We start from the raw sequence: 20,621 nt of genomic DNA, 5'->3' as shown, positions 1-20,621 counted from the left end.
TTTTTATTATTCTGAATATTTTTTGGTATGATAGAAAGTACCAATATCATTTTTTTCATGGTACCAGAGAGGAAGGAATGACAAGATGCTGACAATTCAACTAGACCAAACAGGGGCAAACGGATTTATTTATCATCAAATTTACACGAAAATTAAAGGTGAAATTTTAAATCGAAATCTTCAGCCGCATGATCAATTACCTTCCAAACGAGAGTTAGCCGATACTTTAAATGTCAGCGTCAATTCAGTGAATGGCGCATATCAGCAGCTGCTTGCCGAGGGATATTTATATTCGGTTGAACGCAAAGGTTTTTTCGTGGAATCACTAGAAACGTTTCATGAATCAGGTCAGCTGAAATCCTCTACACTCCCAGCAGATTTAAAGGAAGAGCCGATTGCACGGGACGATTGGTATTCCTTTTCACATATCTCAGTCGATACCACTCATTTTCCCTTTAAAAGCTGGTTGAAAAGTGAACAAAAGGCGATCAGCCTCCACCAAGAAGCGTTTGGCGAGCTTCCGCATCCACAAGGTGTGTACGAGCTTCGGGAAACGATTGCCCGGTTAATCGGGCTGGCAAGAGGAGTCAAATGCTATCCAGAACAGCTCATTTTAAGTGCAGGCACGCAGTCACTTATCCATTCGTTATCAAGCATTCTTCCAGCCGATCAAGTATACGGGTTAGAAAACCCTGGCTATCGCCGGCTCTATCAAATGCTAAAAAACAATCATCACCGAATTGAAACGATAGGCATTGATCAAAAAGGAGTGCGGATGAGTGACATTCAGAAGAAAGAGCCGAATGTGTTGATCATTACCCCTTCACATCAATTCCCAACAGGGGTGATTATGCCAATTTCCCGGCGGATTCAGCTCTTAAACTGGGCAGCCGATGAGCATGACCGTTATATCATTGAGGATGATTATGACAGTGAATTCAAGTATGGGACTGACAGCATTCCAGCGCTGCAAAGTTTGGATCGATATGACAAAGTCATTTATATGGGGACCTTTTCAAAATCATTGCTGCCAGGCTTAAGGCTAAGCTACATGGTGCTCCCGCAGCATTTATTAAGACGCTATAAGGAAGAACAGCACTTTTTCATTCAAACGGCCAACCTTTTTACACAATACACCCTTCTTCATTTTATAAAGGATGGTGCGTATCAGCGGCATATTAAAAGAATGAATGGTTTATATGAGGAAAAGCGGAAGCAGCTCATTGAAGAGCTCGACACGGTTTTTGTTGACAATGTACGGATTATTGGGGAAAATGCTGGACTTCATTTTATCGCAGAGTTCCGCTCAAACCGCACGCAGCATGAGATTTTACAGCGTGCCAAAGAAAGAAAGCTGAAAATGTATGGGATGGACCGTTTTACCCTTGATGAGCAATTACCGGGGCATCAGGAAGGCTTTGTTCCACTCGTTCTTGGCTTCTCTCATATGCGGCCAGAGGATATTGAGCCAGCGGTAAAACGACTGTATGAGTCGATTTATGGGAAATAAAACAGCCAGCTGCTTTACTAGACAGCTGGCTTACCACCGCTCTTTATCTACGGCTAAAATGGATGACACGAGTCCAGGAAAAGCGGTCTCGATGTCTTCTTTTCTTAAAGAATAGTAGCGGTGTTTTCCGTCAATTCTCACTTTCACGATGCCTGCCTCCCTCAGCACTTTGAAGTGATGGGAAAGCGTAGATTTGGCAATGTTCATTTCATATGTGCCGCATGTCCTCTCCCCCGTTTCCACTAAACAGCGGACAATTTCTAAACGGACAGGATCGGCCAATGCGTGCAGCACAGAAATCAGTCTCATGTCTTTTTGGGTTGGATAGATTGGATTATTCATACGATAAATGTATCGTATTTTGTGCCAACATACAATTTTCTTACTCGCCTCATAAAGTAACGATACATCCTTCGCAAACGACTATGACCATATACAAGCTTTCTTGAAGGGAAGGACCTCATTTGACACGAAAGATATGGACTTACTTATGTATGATGTTACTCGCCATTTGCTTATGTGGATGCCAATCCGTCCGGTATGCCGAATCTAAACCACCTAGTGCAGAAGAGTTATTAGCTCTCGATGAACAGGCAGATTTATTTCAATGGGAAAAAACTGTCTATGAAGCAAATGTAGATTGGACCCATCAACTAACCGTCACTAAAGATCAGCAATTAGGTGTGATTCAGAAAACAGCTGCCAAACATTTTAATCACGGCACAGCTTCCCAGCTGAAAAAAGGGACAGCGATTTACTCTGTAAAGGAGCGAAAAGACCTTTTGATCGCTGAACTTAACGGACAGATCATCATATATGCCGCACATGCAGAAGGATAAAACACCTGTCATAAGATAGGTGTTTTTTAAGTTTCTTTTCTTGTCATAGGTCATTGGTTTTGTTATCATTGCAAAAGTGACCACTCGGTTTCCATTGTGACCATATGGTTTTGCCGATTCGGAAAGGACTTATGAAGATGAACGAAAAGCAAGAAGAGATTTTGCGAGTTTCAAAGAAATTATTCTCTCAAAAAGGCTATATGAGTGTCTCCATGCAGTCAATTGCCGATGCCTGTAAAATATCAAAAGCGTCTATTTATAAACTGTTTGATTCAAAGGAAGCTCTTCTATTAGAACTGATTAAATACAATCAGTGCAAAATGAGAGAGATTTCTCAGATCATTCATTCAGAAACAACGCTGTCCAAAAAGGAAAAATTCACAAAGAAGATCAAGCTTGAGCTTGAAGAGTTTAAAGAGAATCATAAGTTTTTGAATATGCTGTCCTTTGAAGCTTTTTCTAATCATTCTCCCATTGTCATTAAGCATTTACGTGAAACACGCACCATTATCATGCAGCGTCACAAAGACATTATTTTAAGCACATATGGTGAATCTGTCGCTCCTTATGTCTGGGATCTCGTGATTGTTCTCAATGGATTAATGAGAGAATTCATCTTAATGCTGGCGATTGAGCAAAAAAACATCCAGTTAGAAAATGCTGCCGAAATGATCATTGGTGTGATGGATCGTGTATCGAAAAAGCCTTGTTCCATTGAACCTGTGTTAACAGACGAGCTGATGAACTCTTATTTGCTATCCTCACAGGACGAATATGACGAAGAAAAACTTGTCAACTCGTACTTAACAAAGATCAAACAAGAGCTTCACTCACTCTCAAACGGAGAAGAAAAGGACGAGCTCCTCTCTGCGTATGAGCTGCTTAATCAGGAATTATCAAAGGACCAACCGAGAACCTTTTTAATCAGCTCACTGCTCGATTATTTAGGCAAAAACAGCGTTTTATCACAAAACGTGTCACAGCTGAAAAGCATCATTTTATAGATAAAGAAGGGATAACATGAACCAATCAACAACATCTTACAATCGACCTGTGATTGTTGGGATTTTCCTCGTTGGGGCATTCGTCGCGATTTTAAACCAAACGCTTCTTATTCCAGCGATCCCACATATCATGGAGGATTTCAATATTGATGTCAGCAAAGGACAATGGCTCACTACAGCCTTTATGCTGACAAACGGGATTCTCATCCCGATTACGGCTTTCTTAATTGAAAAATTTTCGAGCCGTTCTTTAGTTTTAACGGCACTTAGCATCTTTACAGCTGGTACAATTCTTGCTTCTTTTGCACCGAATTTCCCGGTGTTACTTGCAGCTCGTATCGTACAGGCAGCTGGTGCAGGGATTTTAATGCCGCTGATGCAAACGATCTTTTTAACCATTTTCCCGAAAGAAAAACGGGGTCAGGCAATGGGCATGGTCGGACTTGTCATTTCGTTCGCACCAGCTCTTGGACCAACACTTGGCGGATGGATTGTTGATGCCTTCAGCTGGAAGTTCTTGTTCTATATTGTTCTGCCAATCGGTATCATTGATCTTATTCTTGCTTTCTTCTTAATGAAAAATGTAACGCAACAAAGAGAGGCACGTATTGATGTTTTATCTGTCATCTTGTCGTCCTTCGGTTTCGGCGGGCTGCTTTACGGATTTTCTAGTGTTGGCACATATGGCTGGACGAGTGCCACTGTTCTCATTTCGCTGATTGTCGGCGCTGTGAGCTTGTTCTTCTTTATTCTACGCCAGTCGAATTTGACAAGACCGATGCTTGAATTTGGTGTCTTTAAGTTTGCGATCTTTAGCTTAACGACCTTCCTTGGGATGCTTGTCTTTGCTTTATTGATTGGGACAGAGACGATTCTGCCGCTCTATACGCAGAATGTGAGAGGATTGTCTGCTCTTGATACAGGGCTTATCTTACTGCCAGGTGCTCTCTTTATGGGACTCCTCTCACCAATTATTGGACGGATTTTTGATAAAGTCGGCGGAAAAGGGCTGGCATTAGGCGGGTTTACGATACTTACCGTGACGACCTTGCCATTTATGCTGCTCACCCTTGATTCATCCATCGCCCTCATTACGGTCGCTTACACACTGCGCTTAATTGGGGTTGGGATGATCATGATGCCGCTGACAACAGCAGGTATTAACTCTTTACCGCCTCATTTGATCCCGCATGGGACAGCGATGAATAACACGATGAGACAAGTGGGTGGTTCCATTGGGACGGCAGTGCTTGTCTCCATCATGAGCAGCTCTGCTGCAAATGCAGATTTGGCCAGTCCATTAAAATCAGCCGTTCACGGCATGAACACATCATTTATCGTGTCTGGTTTGATTGCGGTCCTTGGACTCGTCCTCTCCTTTTTCTTAAAGGAAAAACGAGAGAATAAAGTGATGAAACAGGAGCTATCTTCCTCCTCATCTTCTTCATAAGAATAAGAGTCGGCATATGGCCGGCTCTTTTTTCATATACTCACGCTATACCGTCCTCTCTGAAAATACATTTGTATTTCTAGTGAAGAAAAACCTTGATAATTTGAAGAAAAGAGTTGATAATAGGAACTATTCAATTTGTGAGAAAATTTTTACTATAGGAGATGTATGCATTGAAGGTCGTTAAATTTGGTGGCAGTTCACTTGCATCTGGCAAGCAGCTGCAAAAGGTATTTGACATTGTAACAGCAGATCCAGCTCGAAAAGCAGTCGTTGTTTCCGCACCAGGAAAACGGCATTCAACGGATACGAAGGTCACCGATCTATTAATTAGCTGTGGTGAGCAATATTTACGTTTAGGCGAAGCACATGACTTACAGGAAGCCGTCATCAAGCGGTATGCCTCGATTGCGGATGAACTCGGGTTAAGTCATAACGTGATTGACACCATCCGGCAAGATCTAGATACCCTCTTACAGGCAGATACGTCTCATCCTGAGCGATATCTTGATGCCATCAAAGCTAGCGGTGAAGACAATAACGCAAAACTCATTGCCGCCTATTTCCGCTATCAAGGTGTCGAAGCTCACTATGTGAATCCAAAGGAAGCTGGTTTATTTGTGAGCGATGAGCCTGGTCAAGCGCAAGTCCTTCCGGAGTCATATGATCATTTGTATAAATTAAGAGAGCGCTCTGGCATCATCATATTCCCTGGCTTTTTTGGCTTTAGTCTATCGGGAGACATTGTCACCTTTTCTCGCAGCGGCTCCGATATTACCGGTTCCATTTTGGCAAACGGTTTGAAGGCAGATGTGTATGAAAACTTTACAGATGTGGATGCTGTCTACGCTGTCAATCCAACGATCGTTCATGAGCCGAAGGAGATTACAGAGCTAACGTACCGGGAAATGCGCGAGCTGTCCTATGCTGGTTTTTCTGTGTTCCATGATGAAGCACTCATTCCGGCCTTCCGTGCAGGCATTCCAGTACAGATTAAGAACACCAATAATCCCTCGGCAAAAGGCACAAAAATTGTGAACCAGCGGGATCATACAAATGGACCCGTTGTCGGAATCGCTTCAGATAGCGGATTTTGCAGCATTTATATTAGCAAATATTTGATGAACCGAGAAGTCGGTTTTGGGCGTAAGGTGCTGCAAACGTTAGAGGAATATGGGCTTACGTATGAGCACGTCCCTTCTGGCATTGATGATATGAACATTATTTTAAGGCAGGATCAACTGGAGGAGCAGCATATTGAACAAGAGCTACTCGATCGCTTAAAGCTTGTGCTTGATGCAGATGAGGTCGTATTAGAGCCGAATCTCTCCCTCATTATGGTTGTAGGAGAAGCGATGCGTCACAATGTTGGCACCACAGCAAGAGCAGCAAAGGCGCTGTCAAAAGCGAAGGTCAATATTGAAATGATCAATCAAGGTTCTTCCGAGGTCAGCATGATGTTTGGCGTCAAAGCGGCTCAAGAAAAAGAAGCCGTTCAAGCGTTGTATGAGGAATTTTTCTCTATGTCTACTGTCCCTGTCTCTCTTTAATCAGCAGGCTGCCAGATCTCAGGATCGGCAGTCTTTTTTGTTCTCACCCGATTCACATATTAAAGTATATCTATTTCTCGTTTGATTTTGTATGATAGAGACAAATCAACTATTGTTCCGGCCTATGATCGGAGCTACAAGGAGTCCTAAAACAATGCCTCGTCAACAACTATTAAAACAGTTTCGCAATTTTCATGATGCTTCTACGAGTATTCTAAATATGATGAGTCAATTCACTGATGTGAATACACTGTTTATTGCTAAAAACGATCAAACCACCAATCAGATTGTCAAGGTGCTAAATCATGACGAGCAGCTTCTTGAAGAAGGAGAAGAAATTCCTTACGAGAAGACATTTTGCAAGCTGGCGGTTGATCATCAGGATACGCTTGTGATCCCTGATATATCATTGGATGATCGTTCTAAATACTTAGAAGTTACGAAACGTCTTCAAGGCGGATCATTCATCGGCGTGCCGATTGATTTTACAGATGGTACGAACTACGGAACGATTTGCGGGCTTGATCTAAGACCGCAGCAATTCACAGAAGAGCATGTGCATATGTTTGAAACGATGGCTTCTCTATTAAGCTACGTCCTCGAACTAGACCGTGCCAACCGGCAGATTCAGCAATTATCTGTACCGATCGTCCCAGTTGTTGACGGTGTCGCTGTGCTTCCTCTACTTGGTGATATCGAGGAGACACGTGCTCAGCATATATTAGAAACCATTTTACAGGAAAGCTACAGGCTGTCGCTCTCTCATTTGGTCATTGATGTATCGGGAACAAAACGCCTGAATGAACAGAGCATTCAATATCTGGTCAGCTATGCACAAACGCTGAGACTTTTAGGAATTTCGGCTGTTTTAACAGGGATTAAGCAAGACCTTGCTTTAAGTGCGATTCAATCGAATATTTCATTTAAAGACATCACCATTCGGAAAGACTTACCGCAGGCACTTGCTCATATTGGCTTGACGTTTACCAAAATGGATTAAGAAATGATATATACAAAAAGGGCTAAAATGATGTTTATTTTAGCCCTTTTTCTTCTTTTTAAATCATGCCAACTGCTGCAAATAAGAAGAATCGTTTCCGTCTTCAATAACTTGTAAAATCTTCTGTGCATGCGAATCGTCAGTGACACTGTTTAATTTTTGCATAATGTCTTCTTTCGATAATGCGTGGCCTGGTGCTCCCCGCGGAATATCGACTCGTTTGCTGATGATGGTGCCGTCAGATAAGGTAAGCTTCACAATCGTAAAGCGTCCTTTTGGGACAGCGTCTGGATGGGGTTCTATCGTTTGATCATATCCTCTGCTCACCCGCTTCATCCATGTGCGCATGTGTGATGGAATGATTTTTTTCGTAAAGTGATCCAGCGTTAGCGTCTGTCCAAACACGGCAAGTGCGATCACGTATTCGACACTGAATCGTCCTTCTTCTCCAGTTGAAGGTGTCCGCTCAATAAGTGCTGCATCTCCGCCAGGCGGGAATAGGACATCTACTTGTTTCACCTGCTCCGGTAAGAAAGTACGCTCATTCATTAATGCTAGGATCGCATCGGCTGCATGATGCGCAGCTGAACAGAACGGGTATACTTTGAACCACAGCCCCGGCGAGACAATTCGCCACGTTGTACCATATCCCTCTAGTAAACGACTTTCCGCGCGCTCCTGATCTCCATAGAGAGAAAAGAAACCAAGCGTACCATCAAGAACCGATTTATTCCCGCCAAAACCTGAACAAGCTAAGTCCATAGACCAGACAGCTGTTTTAGCCGCTAAGCCGGCTTGTAATGGTTTCATATCAGAGCCAAACTGCTTTCTCATTCCGGCTGATTGCGCTCCGGCAAAGCCGATTGCCTTCGCCAGCTCTTCCTGCGAGACTTGTTTTAAATACCCAATGGCACATACTGCTGCAATGGCTCCGAGGGTTCCAGTATTATGCCAGCCCCTTTCATAATGCGCCTTGCCGATGGATTCGCCAAGCCTTGCCATCACTTCAACACCTGTGATGTAGGCAGCTAAAAATCGATCGCCAAACCCTTTGCCGTCTGATAGCTGTGATAGCAATGCTGGAATGATAACCGCACTTGGGTGTCCTCTCACGTCTGAATGCACATCATCATAATCAAGGGCATGGATCAGGTAGCCGTTCAGCATCGCTGCTGATTGACGGCTGACCTTCTTCCCTTGTCCAATGACAGGAATTTGAGCGGCTCCGCCTTCTTGTTCCACCAGTGCCATGAGCTTTTGAATTCCTTCATCCTCTTTCGCAGCAAGCGCTGCTGCCGCAGCGTCTAACAGACCATTTCGAGCCATTTCTACCGCCCGCTGATCTTGAAGTGGATGAGCAGACAGTACAGCCTCTGCCAGTTGTTTTGTTAGTTCCATGATCGTGACTCCAATGCCCGAACAGCAAGCTCGGCAAAGAAGGCAGCGGCAACAGGGAGTGCGCCTTCATTTAATGTAAAGGCAGGGTGATGCCATTCCTCCGTACCGCTTGTCCCCATCCATACGAAAAAGCCTGGAATGTGTTCTTGATAAAGGGCAAAATCTTCTCCGCCCGGTGACTGCTCTGCCTGAACGACTGTGAGATCCAGCGCACCTGCCGCTTCTTCGACCACCTTTGTCAAACGATCGTCATTTAACACAGATGGCAAATACGGATGCCATCTCACTTCGCCTTTCGCCCCAAATCCTTCGGCAATCCCACTCACGATTTGTTTCATAAGCTCTGGAATCATCGCTCTCACTTCAGGCTCAAACGTCCGAACGGTTCCTTCCATCTCAACACGATCAGGAATCACATTCCATGATGTACCGCCTTGAATGCGTGTGATACTGACGACTGCATGATGCAATGAGCTGATGTGGCGGCTAACGATTTGCTGAAGAGCACTTGTGATCTGCCCGCTGATGGCAATCGGGTCCACCGTATGATTCGGAATACCTGCATGACCACCCGTTCCTTTAATATTGATTTCAAACCGGTCTACACTTGCCATCAACGCTTTTTCTCTAATGCCTATAGTGCCAACTGGCAGGTCAGGTTTGTTGTGCATACCAAAAATCGCATCCACTCCATCTAAAACGCCTGCCTCTATGACATGTTTCGCTCCTTGCGCGACTTCCTCAGCCGGCTGGAACAAAATGCGGACCGCTCCTTTGATCTCGTGTTTCCGTTCTTTTAATAAAAGAGCCGCTCCAAAGATAGAAGCTGTATGGAAATCATGTCCGCATGCATGCATTTTGCCCGGTACCTTTGAAGAAAATGGTTCGCCAGATGCTTCTTCAATCGGAAGTGCATCAATATCAGCTCTCAGGGCAATTGTTGGTCCCTCTTGTTCTCCTTTGATTTCACAGACAACACCTGTTTGAAGAGCTGGAAAATCGAGTACGGTGATCCCTTCCTCTTCTAACCAGCCGCGCAGTTTTTTAGTCGTTTCATGTTCTTCAAATGCCAGCTCTGGATGCTCATGAAGCGCTCGGCGAATGTTAATTAAACGTTTGTTTAATGCTTCATTTCCTATTGATTTCACTGATACTCACCCCTCTAAAGAGTAAAAAGCAGCTTATGCTTCTTCAGCCGCTGCTTCTTTTTGGATAAATCGTTTTGTCCGTTCATTCTTCGTTTCATCAAATAGCTCAGTTGGTGTGCCCTGTTCAATAATATGACCATCCGCCATGAAAATCACATGGTCTGCCACTTCTCTTGCAAACGCCATTTCATGTGTGACGATGATCATCGTTGTTTCTTGAATCGCAATGGATTTAATGACTTGAAGCACACCTGAGACAAGCTCTGGATCAAGTGCTGACGTTGGTTCATCGAGTAGAATCGCATGTGGATCAACCGCTAATGCGCGGGCAATCCCAATTCGCTGCTGCTGTCCGCCAGATAACGTGACTGGATAGCTGTCAGCCTTTTGCTCTAACCCTACCTGCTTCAGCAGCTTCATTCCAATCTCATTTGCCTGCTGCTTCGTCATTTTTTTCGTCACAAGCAGTGATTCTGTGATGTTTTGCAGTGCTGTCTTGTTTTTAAATAGATTATAGTTTTGAAACACCATGGCCGTTTGTTGACGCAGGTGATGGGCTTCTTTTCGTGTATATTTAGACGCATCGAGCTTCGCATCGCCAATTTCAATCGTGCCTTCATCTGGTATTTCTAATAAATTTAAGCAGCGCAGCAAGGTGGATTTACCGGAGCCAGAAGGTCCGATAATGGCCACAACCTGCCCTTTTTGCACGTCGAGATTGATTCCGTCTAAGACGACAAGTTCGCCGAATGATTTCTTCAAATTGCTGAGCTTGATCATGTCCACACCTCCTTAATTCCGGTAAGGTTTGCTGATTTTTCGTTCAAATAGGTCTTGAAGAAAGCTATAAATGATGGTCATCACCCAATACACAATCCCTACGGCTAAATAGGTTTCAAAGTATTTATAGTTCGCCGATGCAATCATCTTCCCTTGTGCAAACATTTCTGCCACACCAATCGTAAAGGCAAGAGATGTTTCTTTTAAAAGACCGATAAACGTATTCCCCGTCGCTGGAATCGCATTTCTTATTGCCTGCGGGAAAATAATTCTGACGTAAGATTGCCATCTTGTCATGCCGACAGATAGACATGCCTCTAGCTGCCCTTCATCTACAGAATTGAGGGCCGCTCTGAAAATTTCTGCTAAGTATGCTGAGTTTTTAATACTTAATCCGATAATGACCGCTGTTAGGGCATCCATTGAAGTCATCGCAGGGAATAGCTGCGGAAGACCAAAATAAATGAGAAAGAGCTGAACCAAGGTTGGAACCGCTCTGAAAAAAGAAATATACAGCTTGGCAAATTGGTATAAAACAGGTATCCGGTTTTTCGTAATGAGCGCGAATACCACACCAATGATAATGGCAAATACCATGGAGACAATCGCCATGAAGATCGTTATCGGCAAGTATTGGATCAATGTCGGAAAAACGGTCACCATATACTGCCAATCAATTTTGTTCATGTCTGCTCTTCACCGCCGCTGTCGTTATTTTTTAATTGGCACTGTGACATCGTCTTTGAAATACTTCTCAGACAATTTCTTAAGTGTCCCGTCTTCTCTTAATTCTTTGATCGCTTTGTTAAATTCTTCTCTTAGCTTGTCATGCTTTTTATCTTTGGCAAATGGGTAGCCTACTTCTTCATACACAATTGGGTTGCCAACGATTTTGAGTGGCAGACCTGTTTTTTCAATTTGAGCAAGTAATACACTGCGTCCGTTGACATAAGCATCTACGCGGCCATTTGCCACTTCATTTAAGACACCGTCTTGCGTTTCATATGTTTTAATATTGATTTTTTTGTCCGGATCTTTGCTTTCTAAGTTTTTGGCGTGGTTAGAGCCAAGAACCGCCGCCACTGTTTTTCCTTTTAAATCATCAAGACCTTTGATGTCGTTGTTGTCCTTTTTCACGATGATTTGTGTTCCTGCATAAGCGTACGTATCAGTGAAATTAAACGTTTGTTTACGCTCATCTGTGACTGCGACTTGGTTTGACACTGTATCCAGCTTACCAGATGTCAGCTGTCCCATGAGTCCGCTGAATTCACTCAGCTGCCAGTCTAGTTTGTAGCCTAGTTTTTTTGCGATGGCTTCAGTTACTTCGACATCGAAGCCAACAAGCTTGCCATTGTCTTTATAGGCAAACGGATAGCTTTGTCCTGTGGCACCTACCTTTAATACTTTTTCATCTTTGCCTTCACCCTGATTGCCCCCGCCGCAAGCTGCTAAAACTGCCAGCATTGCTGCAAATAGAACGACTAGCCACTTTTTGTTTTTCATGTTCGTATACCCTTCTTTCCTTTTATGGTTGTGTGATATCTGATCTTAGTTGTTTTTTAAAATAAACCGTGATGTGCCCCTTGCCTAAATCCTTTTCTCCTGCTCTGACGTAGCCTTTGCGCTCATACATGTCTATGAGCCACGGATGCTTATCAGCTGTACCAAGAGATACGTATGGCACCTTCAAGGTATCTCTTAACACTTCGGTTTCCACCCATTCCAGCAAGACAGAGCCTGTCCCTTTTTTGGCGGATGGTTCTGAGGCAAACCACCAAATATGAGGGACGCCGAACGGGCCTGGCTGTTCTCCCCAAGGCATACGGAGCGACAAGGTAGATAGAAGCTCTCCGTTTTCTTCCATCACATAGCAAAGATTCTTTTGTACATTTTTTTGAACGAGAGCGAAATCAGCATGTGCTGCTTGGAACTGGATGCCGAGCTCACGAATTGGCTCATAGGCTCTTGTTGTCAGTTCAAGCAGCGCCTCTATATCTGCCTCTGTTGCCAGACGAAACGTGTATCCCAACGTTAGTCACCTCACCCTTATGTCGTGTAACGATTTTTTGGCTGTGTTAATCCTAGATTTTCTCGTAAGGTTTGTCCTGTGTATTCTGTTTTGAATAAGCCTCTTTCCTGAAGGATTGGGACGACGCGGTCTACGAACATATCCAGCCCTTCTGGCAATAGCGGCGGCATGACGTTAAAGCCGTCCGCTGCTTCTTCATTGATCCATGTTTCCATCACATCTGCGAGCTGCTGCGGTGTACCAATGAAAATATTATGACCACGAGAGCCGGCGACCGATTGATAGAGCTGGCGAATGGTCAGGTGATCCTTTCTCGCCATATTCATCACGAGATCAAAACGGCTTTTTACCGCATTTGACGTGCTTGGATCAATTTCTGGAAGCGGACCGTCTAATGGATACTGGGAAAGATCAATACCACCTAAGTAGTTTTGCAAAATGCTCAGCCCAATCTCAGGAACAATCAGCTCCTGTAATTCTTCATATTTCGCTTTGGCTTCTTCCTCTGTATCAGCAATAATCGGGAAGATCCCCGGCATGATACTGACGTCCTCTCTAGCACGACCAGCAGCCTCTACTTTCTCCTTTAAGCTTTGATAAAATTCCTTCGCTTTTTCGAGATCGTTTTGTGCAGTGAAAATGAGTTCAGCTGTTTTCGCTGCAAGCTTTTGACCATCTTCGGATGATCCTGCTTGAATGATCACTGGCTGCCCTTGAGGCGTGCGTGATACGTTGAGAGGACCCCTTACTGAGAAGAACTCCCCTTTATGCTGAAGCTCATGAAGCTTACTAGATTCAAAGAATTCTCCCGTTTCCTTGTTTCTGACAAGGGCGTCTTCCTCCCAAGAATCCCAAAGACCTTTGACGACTTCAACGAACTCATCTGCTCGCTCGTATCGTTTATGGTGTGCTAAATGCTCTTCGCCGCTAAAGTTTTTCGCTGTTTCTTCAATAGAAGATGTGACCACATTCCATGCCGCTCTTCCGCCTGATAAATGATCAAGGGAGGCAAACTGTCTTGCAATATGGAAAGGTTCACTGTATGTAGTGGATGCTGTTGCTGCTAAACCAATTGATGAAGTAGACTCAGCAATGGACGAAAGCAGGGTAAGCGGTTCAAATCTCGTCAGTACATTCGGATGAGAGGTTTGATTAATGGATAAGCTGTCGGCTAAAAAGAGTAAATCTAGCTTTCCTTCCTCTGCTTTTTTCGCTAATTGTTTAAAATAATCCAGGTTCATGGCTGCATCTGATACGGCATTCGGATGTCTCCAAGAGGCAACATGATGTCCAGTTCCTGCGATGAATACGCCTAGCTTGAGCTTCCTTTTCGGCTGTGACACTTGTTCTTCATCCTTTCTATATCCTGCTGTATCAAACTGAAGTCCTCGTAAGATACATTTTTCTGATTGAATTAATCGGTTTTATCAATAAAAAAAGGGCAAATGTTGCGAAAAATGAAAAATAATTATTACTATATGCCCTTTTTACAGGATTGTCAACCGCCTTCTGAACCTCCAAAATTAGGGATTTCACCCGTTTATCACGGTGTATCGATTTCAATATTTCCAATGAGCCGATCTGTAGTATGTGTCATGAATTGGCTGCGTTCCAGCATGTTATGGGCGATCACGGAATGAGTGGAAGATATGGTGCGGACGGCAATCGCTTTTTGAGGAGATAAATTAATGATGTTATTCCGCAGCACACGGGCTGAGGCGGCTTGATCGATAAAGATCGCCGTCGGCTGTCCGATCGAACGATTTAAATAAAAGCGGTTATCTCCGATTTGTGGTGAACCGTTCTTAATATACATCACGACATATAAAGATGATTCTTCAAAGGAATTGTCTTTGATTTCTAATGGACCAGTCGTGCTGCTGTATACGGCGTAGTTTTGGTAGTGCTTAAAGCGATTTTGCCAAATGAAAGCCTTTGCATTTCCAGTGACACTGATCGTATACGAAGACCCTAGCTCTGGGTGTCCTTCTTGAATAAAGAGATTGCCGTTAACTCCAGCTTCTCCTTCCTGCACCCAGATCCCTCTGCTGAAATCTTTAAATTGATTGTGCTGGATCAGGATATTCGTTCCTCTCACCATCGCTCCATCAATCACCGAGTAAATCGTATTGTTTGAAAAGACGACGCTATCCGACTGATAGATACGCAGCGCTGCGCTTCTTTGCCCTATATTCGTCCCCGATTCAATATGATTTCCTTCTATTAGAATACGGTTCGCCATATAAACGGACAAAGCCGCATCTTCAAATAGACTGATCTTATTCCCTGTAATGTGAACACTATCGCCCCTCACATCAATCCCTTTTTCAAATCCCTCAATCATATTGCCAATAATGATCACATTGTTTTCCGTTTGACCAAAAGAGACTCCTAAGCTCGTAATCCCAGCTTTTGTGACGCCTCCTCCTACTGCACGGATCAAATTGTTGGCAATGATGGTTTCGGTGGCAAAGCCATAGGAGATACTGCTGTCTGTGTGATTGCCTTCAATGATGACACCATAGCCGTTGAAGTTATAAATGGAGCTTGCGGCACCACCTCTTACAATGTTGTTTCGAATTTGAATATTCAGTGGTTCCTCCATATTAACCGCATTTTCTCCGTAGCCTTCAATATCAATGCCCATTCTCGGCTCGACTCCGTCAACTCCTGCTCTCTCAAGCAGGCAGTCCTCCACAATGACTCCATCACAGCCTGTAATCGAGATATTGTTTCGTCTTGAATCTGTGATGTGGCAGCCAGAAATGTGAATAGATGAAGCAGGCGAGTACGATTCAGCTTGTGATAATAAACCGTGGGGACTGACAATGATGCCGTCTCCCGTACAATTCTTGATTTGTACACGATTCACTTCCACATCAGAGGCCCCTTCAATACATATCCCAAAGCCCCATTCATGGGTTTTTCGTTCAGGGGGAAGCGACTTGTACACATGCTCATGGCGATCCCCTTCGATACGCCCGCCCCGGATGGTCACATGCTGAACCTTTCCTATATAAAAGGCCGCATACCCCCACGAATCATTTGGCCTCACCTTAATTACGGCATCCGGCGCCATCTCAATGGTCATATGACTTGGCACACGTATACCCGCACCCCGGAAAGGAAAAAATTGATCACCTCTGTACACAGCATCGATGACATACGTGCCGCTCGGCAGCCAGACATGGGAATACCCCTGTGCTTTCGTCCATTCTAAGCATTCATTGAGCCTCGCTGTACAGTCCGTTTTCCCATCCGCCACTACACCAAAATCTTGAACATTGACAACAGGTTTTTTTAGATCAGATTCATTCAATTCCCCCAATCTAAACCCCTCCTTTTCACACATGTCCTCTTGTCATCCTATGCATATGTAAAAGGTTTGCTTGTACAATCCTTCAAATTTTAAATAAATTCTTCCAATATAACTTTCTGACCATTCTAACTTGAAAGAATTTTTCGTTTTTTGAGTCTTTACGCCTATTTAACTAACATTTTCCTGTTTTAGAATAGTTTTATATTGACACAAGAACTATACAAGAATATCATTTTTCTCATATCTCTTTTTTTAAGAAAGGATCTATGCCATGTCAACAATTGACCACGATAAAATTGTTAAAAGTGTTCCTCAAAAAGGTTTTTTTGGACATCCTAAAGGACTTTACACACTGTTTTTCACTGAATTTTGGGAGCGTTTCTCTTATTACGGCATGCGTGCACTGCTTATTTACTATATGTACACAGAGGTGACAAAGGGCGGTCTTGGTTTTGATCAGACGACAGCCAATTCGATCATGTCTGTCTACGGTGCGCTTGTCTATATGTCAGGCATTATTGGCGGATGGCTCGCCGACCGAGTATTCGGTTCATCCAGTACGGTCTTTTATGGCGGGGTTTTCATTATGCTTGGACATGTCATTTTGGCTTTGCCAAGCGGTGCAACAGCGCTCTTTATTAGTATGGGGCTGATTATTATTGGGACAGGTCTTCTGAAGCCGAATGTTTCAAACATTGTTGGCGACTTGTATTCCAAAACAGACCCACGCAGGGATTCTGGCTTTAGTATTTTCTACATGGGGATCAACATGGGCGGTTTTATTGCCCCATTAATTGTCGGAACACTCGGTCAAAAAGTGAACTTCCACCTCGGATTCTCACTTGCTGCCGTTGGGATGCTTGTTGGTCTGATTACATTTGTGATCACGAAAAAACCGAATCTTGGTCTTGCTGGTACTTATGTGACAAATCCGTTATCAGATACTGAACGCAAGAACTTCAAAATTTTCGGAACATTAATTGCCATTGTGCTCGCTGTTTTTGTCGTCATTGGCATTCAAACTGGCGCTCTTACGATTAATCTATTCACTTGGTTTGTCAGTGTCCTTGGTGTGCTCATTCCGATTGTGTATTTCATCGTCATGTATTTCAGTAAAAAGACGAGCCCAGTGGAGCAATCCAGGGTTCTCGCTTATATTCCATTGTTCCTTGCTGCGGTGATGTTCTGGGCGATTCAAGAACAAGGCTCAAACATTCTAGCCACATATGCAGATCAACGAACAAACTTGAATTTCCTTGGGATGACACTTGCCTCTTCGTGGTTTCAATCATTGAACCCAATCTTTATTGTGCTGCTGTCTCCTGTGTTTGCTTGGTTGTGGATTAGACTTGGAAAGAAACAGCCGTCTACCCCGATTAAGTTCTCACTTGGCCTTCTGTTTGCAGGATTATCCTTTATCATCATGATCATTCCTGCCTACATGTCTGGTCCGAATACACTTGTGAGTCCATTATGGCTCGTTCTGAGCTTCTTCCTCGTCGTGATCGGAGAGCTCTGCTTATCACCAGTTGGGCTGTCAGCGACAACAAAGCTTGCACCTGCTGCCTTCTCAGCGCAAACGATGAGCCTTTGGTTCCTTTCAAATGCGATGGCACAGGCGATCAATGCGCAAGTGGTCAAACTGTTTGATAAAGTGCCAGAAACCGTCTATTTCGGTATCATCGGATTGCTTGCCATCGTTTTATGCGGTGTGATGCTATTACTTACACCAGTGATTAAGAAAGCGATGAAAGGCGTTCATTAATAAAAAACTGGACATGAGTACATCATGTCCAGTTTTTTACTTTATTTATGATCAGTCTTCATTTAACCTAAAAAAATGTATTGCGTTTCTAAGTCATTGAATATCAATGACTATTTAACAAAAGAACTTAATCAATCTGTTAATAAAAGTAATATCTTACTGTATTATTAATTCGTTTTCATTGGTACTGTCTCTCATTTATTTCAATGTTAAAATAATTCACGGCATTGTTATAACAAATATCTTTGACTATTTTTCCTATAAATTCGTAATCCCTTGGAAGCTCTCCATTTTCTATCCAAGTCCCAAATAAATTACATAAAATTCTTCTGAAATATTCATGGCGAGGGAACGATAAAAAGCTTCTTGAGTCTGTAAGCATACCTACGAAAGTGCTAAGCAAACCTATATTAGATAATGTTTTCATTTGATCTAGCATGCCGTCTTTTTGATCATTAAACCACCACCCGGATCCAAATTGAATTTTTGCTCTGGTATCAGAAGACTGAAAATTCCCTATAGTAGAGGCCACAATAGCATTATGAACGGGATTTAAATTATAGATAATGGTTTTAGGTAAAAGGTTATCTTTGTCTAAGTCATTCAAAAAACCATTTAAATGTCTTGCTAGGTGGAAGTCAGACATAGAGTCGTACCCACTATCTTTTCCCGTTAACTTGAACATTCGTGTGTTATTATTCCTTAAAGCACCTATGTGTAATTGCATGGTCCAATGAAGAGAATGATATTTTTTACTCAGGTGAATAAGAGTGTTTGTTTTAAATTTATTTATATCCTCTTGGGATAGTGTTTTTCCTTGCAGCGCACGTACAAATATAGAAGACACTTCTTGTTCAGTAGCTGGTGAAAATGGAAATATTTCAAAACCATGATCAGAAATTCTGCATCCATTCGCGTGAAAATAATCAATTCGTGAATGTAATGAAGCGATAAAGTTTTCATATGTTAAAACAACGCCGTTGATTGACTCACCTAATTTTTCTATATAATTCACAAAATTTGATTGTTCAATATTTAAAGCATGATCCGGTCTAAATGTAGGTAGGACCCTAGTTGTAATTCCTACATCTTTACGTATGATTTGATGAATTTCTAAAGTATCAATTGGATCATCAGTCGTACATACAACTTTTACATTAAATTTTTCTAAAATTCCATTTGTGGACATGTTACTTTCATTTAATCTCTCATTACAGATATCCCAAATTTTATGTGCATTTTTTTCTGAGAACAACTCATTTATATTGAAATAACGACTTAATTCTAAATGTGACCAATGATAAAGAGGGTTTCCTATTGTATATGGAACAGTTTGGGCCCAAGCTAAGAATTTTTCCTTGTCACTTGCATTCCCCGTGATCAATCTTTCTTCTACGCCTAACCATCGCATAGCCCTCCATTTATAGTGATCTCCATTAAGCCAAATATCAGTCATATTTTCATATTTTTTGTTAATAGCAATGTCATCAGCCATTAAATGCGTATGAAAATCATAGATTGGCATATTTTTCGCGTAATCATGATAAAGAACTTTTGAACTTTCGTGATTAAGCATCATATCTTCGCTTAGGAATGTAGACAATATAGTCACCTCTATACTTATGTTTAGAAAATCTCAATTAAATGAAATAAGGTGGTATTAACAAAAATAACACCTCACTTTTTTAGATCTTACTTAATTCAAACTCCGTATTTACGTAGATTGCGTCTCGTTGTGCAATTAAGCATAGTTCTGCGGCTTTAAAAGTATGTTCTTGAGTCATAGCATTTTCAGTATCGTTTAAACAATCTAAAATAAGTTCACTAAAGTAAGGGAATCCTACTTCTCCATTTAGAGAAAAATGTTGCTCTGTATGTTGATTTACTAAGTATAAATGGTCTCCTATTTTATCCCTTGCTATGTCTACGTATTTGCGAATTTCAATATACCCATCTGTTCCAAGAATGAATGTGCGCCCATCCCCCCAAGTGCTAAGGCCATCAGGAGTCAGCCAGTCTACTCTAAAGTAGTTTGTAGCCCCATTATCAGCAATCAAAGTAGCATCGCCGAAGTCTTCCAATTCTGGATATTGATGATGTTTGTAATTGCCCACTTTACTATGTACAACTTTTGCATCTTTTGCGCCAGAATAGTAAAGGAATTGTTCAATTTGGTGACTACCAATATCACATAGAATACCTCCGTAATACTCCTTTTCAAAAAACCAGCTTGGTCTGCTTTCTACATTACTACGATGTGGGCCAGTTCCAAGAACTTGTACCACTTTTCCAATTGCTCCTTGTTCAATCAATTGACCAGCAAATACGGCACTCTCCACGTGCAAACGTTCACTATAATAAACAGCCCATTTAAGCCCCGTTTCAGCTGTTTTTTTACGAGCAAGCTCCAATTGTTCTAACGTTGTAAATGGTGATTTATCCGTAAAGTAATGCTTACCACGATCTAAAACACGCAGCCCTAAATCACAGCGTTTAGATGTAATGGTTGCGCCTGCCACGAGCCTTACATCTGGATCTTCGAGAATTTCTTTCTCACTTTTGGCTACCTGTACCTCCGGATATGCTTTACAAAATTCTTGTACTTTTTTCTGATCATGATCATAAACCCATTTTAATGTAGCCCCAGCCTCGGTTAATCCATTGCACATTGCATAGATGTGTCCATGATCAAGACCTATAGCTGCTATTACGAATTGTCCTTCTGTAACGACAGGGGCACTTTTTCCCTTAGGAGCATAATTCATTCCATCACTTTTCTGCATGATTGTTCCTCCTCTAGCTAGCTTCCAGTTTATTTTTAATAAT

General features: G+C 42.5%; 18 protein-coding genes. 7 read left to right on the top strand and 11 right to left on the bottom strand.

Annotated features, from left to right (window positions below):
- Positions 1-85: 85 nt before the first annotated feature.
- Entirely contained in the window at positions 86-1,510 is a 1,425-nt protein-coding gene (gene gabR, locus CKW02_RS02180) for a MocR-like transcriptional regulator GabR (protein WP_003214112.1), read from the top strand.
- Between the two features lie 30 nt (positions 1,511-1,540).
- On the opposite strand, the gene CKW02_RS02175 is transcribed toward gabR, so the two are convergent.
- Positions 1,541-1,852 (bottom strand): ArsR/SmtB family transcription factor, encoded by a 312-nt coding sequence (locus CKW02_RS02175; RefSeq protein WP_034620223.1) that lies wholly within the window; start codon positions 1,850-1,852, stop codon positions 1,541-1,543.
- A gap of 122 nt (positions 1,853-1,974) precedes the next feature.
- Between CKW02_RS02175 and CKW02_RS02170 the strand changes: the two genes are divergently transcribed.
- The 5 genes from CKW02_RS02170 to CKW02_RS02150 all read left to right on the top strand — a co-directional run bounded on the left by CKW02_RS02170 (position 1,975) and on the right by CKW02_RS02150 (position 7,353).
- Positions 1,975-2,349: a hypothetical protein gene (locus CKW02_RS02170; RefSeq protein WP_034620224.1), complete on the top strand. Its 375-nt coding sequence runs from the start codon at positions 1,975-1,977 to the stop codon at positions 2,347-2,349.
- 137 nt (positions 2,350-2,486) lie between these two features.
- Entirely contained in the window at positions 2,487-3,353 is an 867-nt protein-coding gene (locus CKW02_RS02165) for a TetR/AcrR family transcriptional regulator (protein WP_003214177.1), read from the top strand.
- A 16-nt stretch (positions 3,354-3,369) separates the two neighbouring features.
- On the top strand, positions 3,370-4,803 hold the full coding sequence (locus tag CKW02_RS02160; protein ID WP_003214272.1) for an MDR family MFS transporter: 1,434 nt from the start codon (positions 3,370-3,372) through the stop codon (positions 4,801-4,803).
- Positions 4,804-4,976: 173 nt separating this feature from the next.
- On the top strand, positions 4,977-6,353 hold the full coding sequence (locus tag CKW02_RS02155) for an aspartate kinase (RefSeq protein WP_003214494.1): 1,377 nt from the start codon (positions 4,977-4,979) through the stop codon (positions 6,351-6,353).
- A gap of 154 nt (positions 6,354-6,507) precedes the next feature.
- On the top strand, positions 6,508-7,353 hold the full coding sequence (locus CKW02_RS02150) for a GAF domain-containing protein (RefSeq protein ID WP_003213998.1): 846 nt from the start codon (positions 6,508-6,510) through the stop codon (positions 7,351-7,353).
- A gap of 63 nt (positions 7,354-7,416) precedes the next feature.
- Here CKW02_RS02150 and CKW02_RS02145 read toward each other — a convergent pair whose 3' ends face one another.
- The 8 genes from CKW02_RS02145 to CKW02_RS02110 all read right to left on the bottom strand — a co-directional run bounded on the left by CKW02_RS02145 (position 7,417) and on the right by CKW02_RS02110 (position 16,039).
- Positions 7,417-8,751, bottom strand: coding sequence for an MmgE/PrpD family protein (locus CKW02_RS02145; RefSeq protein WP_003213980.1), 1,335 nt, complete (start codon positions 8,749-8,751; stop codon positions 7,417-7,419).
- Positions 8,742-9,899 (bottom strand): amidohydrolase, encoded by a 1,158-nt coding sequence (locus CKW02_RS02140; protein ID WP_003214406.1) that lies wholly within the window; start codon positions 9,897-9,899, stop codon positions 8,742-8,744. Before CKW02_RS02140 ends, CKW02_RS02145 begins: the two co-directional genes overlap by 10 nt.
- Before the next feature lie 33 nt (positions 9,900-9,932).
- Positions 9,933-10,679 (bottom strand): amino acid ABC transporter ATP-binding protein, encoded by a 747-nt coding sequence (locus CKW02_RS02135; protein ID WP_003214010.1) that lies wholly within the window; start codon positions 10,677-10,679, stop codon positions 9,933-9,935.
- A gap of 12 nt (positions 10,680-10,691) precedes the next feature.
- On the bottom strand, positions 10,692-11,366 hold the full coding sequence (locus tag CKW02_RS02130) for an amino acid ABC transporter permease (protein ID WP_003214174.1): 675 nt from the start codon (positions 11,364-11,366) through the stop codon (positions 10,692-10,694).
- Between the two features lie 24 nt (positions 11,367-11,390).
- Positions 11,391-12,185, bottom strand: coding sequence for an amino acid ABC transporter substrate-binding protein (locus tag CKW02_RS02125; protein WP_003213947.1), 795 nt, complete (start codon positions 12,183-12,185; stop codon positions 11,391-11,393).
- A gap of 22 nt (positions 12,186-12,207) precedes the next feature.
- Positions 12,208-12,711, bottom strand: coding sequence for a GNAT family N-acetyltransferase (locus CKW02_RS02120; RefSeq protein ID WP_003214146.1), 504 nt, complete (start codon positions 12,709-12,711; stop codon positions 12,208-12,210).
- Between the two features lie 17 nt (positions 12,712-12,728).
- Complete coding sequence (locus CKW02_RS02115; protein WP_095117741.1) at positions 12,729-14,054, bottom strand: LLM class flavin-dependent oxidoreductase; 1,326 nt, start codon at positions 14,052-14,054, stop codon at positions 12,729-12,731.
- Between the two features lie 200 nt (positions 14,055-14,254).
- Entirely contained in the window at positions 14,255-16,039 is a 1,785-nt protein-coding gene (locus CKW02_RS02110) for a right-handed parallel beta-helix repeat-containing protein (RefSeq protein ID WP_003213955.1), read from the bottom strand.
- Positions 16,040-16,301: 262 nt separating this feature from the next.
- On the opposite strand from CKW02_RS02110, the gene CKW02_RS02105 reads away from it, so the two are divergent.
- Positions 16,302-17,795: a peptide MFS transporter gene (locus CKW02_RS02105; RefSeq protein ID WP_003214321.1), complete on the top strand. Its 1,494-nt coding sequence runs from the start codon at positions 16,302-16,304 to the stop codon at positions 17,793-17,795.
- A 178-nt stretch (positions 17,796-17,973) separates the two neighbouring features.
- Here CKW02_RS02105 and uxaC read toward each other — a convergent pair whose 3' ends face one another.
- Together uxaC and CKW02_RS02095 are read right to left on the bottom strand one after the other, a co-directional pair.
- On the bottom strand, positions 17,974-19,398 hold the full coding sequence (gene uxaC, locus CKW02_RS02100) for a glucuronate isomerase (RefSeq protein WP_003214218.1): 1,425 nt from the start codon (positions 19,396-19,398) through the stop codon (positions 17,974-17,976).
- A gap of 82 nt (positions 19,399-19,480) precedes the next feature.
- Positions 19,481-20,578: a Gfo/Idh/MocA family protein gene (locus CKW02_RS02095; protein WP_003214043.1), complete on the bottom strand. Its 1,098-nt coding sequence runs from the start codon at positions 20,576-20,578 to the stop codon at positions 19,481-19,483.
- Positions 20,579-20,621: the final 43 nt, after the last annotated feature.

This window comes from Bacillus pumilus (assembly GCF_900186955.1).
Taxonomy (GTDB): Bacteria; Bacillota; Bacilli; order Bacillales; family Bacillaceae; genus Bacillus; species Bacillus pumilus.
The sequence above is the reverse complement of the archived record's forward strand: the minus strand, read 5'-3'. Positions and strand labels throughout refer to the sequence as shown.

Excerpts from the sequence above, each read along its gene's own strand:
- gabR (WP_003214112.1), top strand. The coding sequence starts at position 86 with ATGCTGACAATTCAACTAGACCAAACAGGGGCAAACGGATTTATTTAT.
- CKW02_RS02175 (WP_034620223.1), bottom strand. The coding sequence starts at position 1,852 with ATGAATAATCCAATCTATCCAACCCAAAAAGACATGAGACTGATTTCT.
- CKW02_RS02165 (WP_003214177.1), top strand. The coding sequence starts at position 2,487 with ATGAACGAAAAGCAAGAAGAGATTTTGCGAGTTTCAAAGAAATTATTC.
- CKW02_RS02160 (WP_003214272.1), top strand. The coding sequence starts at position 3,370 with ATGAACCAATCAACAACATCTTACAATCGACCTGTGATTGTTGGGATT.
- CKW02_RS02150 (WP_003213998.1), top strand. The coding sequence starts at position 6,508 with ATGCCTCGTCAACAACTATTAAAACAGTTTCGCAATTTTCATGATGCT.
- CKW02_RS02145 (WP_003213980.1), bottom strand. The coding sequence starts at position 8,751 with ATGGAACTAACAAAACAACTGGCAGAGGCTGTACTGTCTGCTCATCCA.
- CKW02_RS02135 (WP_003214010.1), bottom strand. The coding sequence starts at position 10,679 with ATGATCAAGCTCAGCAATTTGAAGAAATCATTCGGCGAACTTGTCGTC.
- CKW02_RS02130 (WP_003214174.1), bottom strand. The coding sequence starts at position 11,366 with ATGAACAAAATTGATTGGCAGTATATGGTGACCGTTTTTCCGACATTG.
- CKW02_RS02125 (WP_003213947.1), bottom strand. The coding sequence starts at position 12,185 with ATGAAAAACAAAAAGTGGCTAGTCGTTCTATTTGCAGCAATGCTGGCA.
- CKW02_RS02105 (WP_003214321.1), top strand. The coding sequence starts at position 16,302 with ATGTCAACAATTGACCACGATAAAATTGTTAAAAGTGTTCCTCAAAAA.
- CKW02_RS02095 (WP_003214043.1), bottom strand. The coding sequence starts at position 20,578 with ATGCAGAAAAGTGATGGAATGAATTATGCTCCTAAGGGAAAAAGTGCC.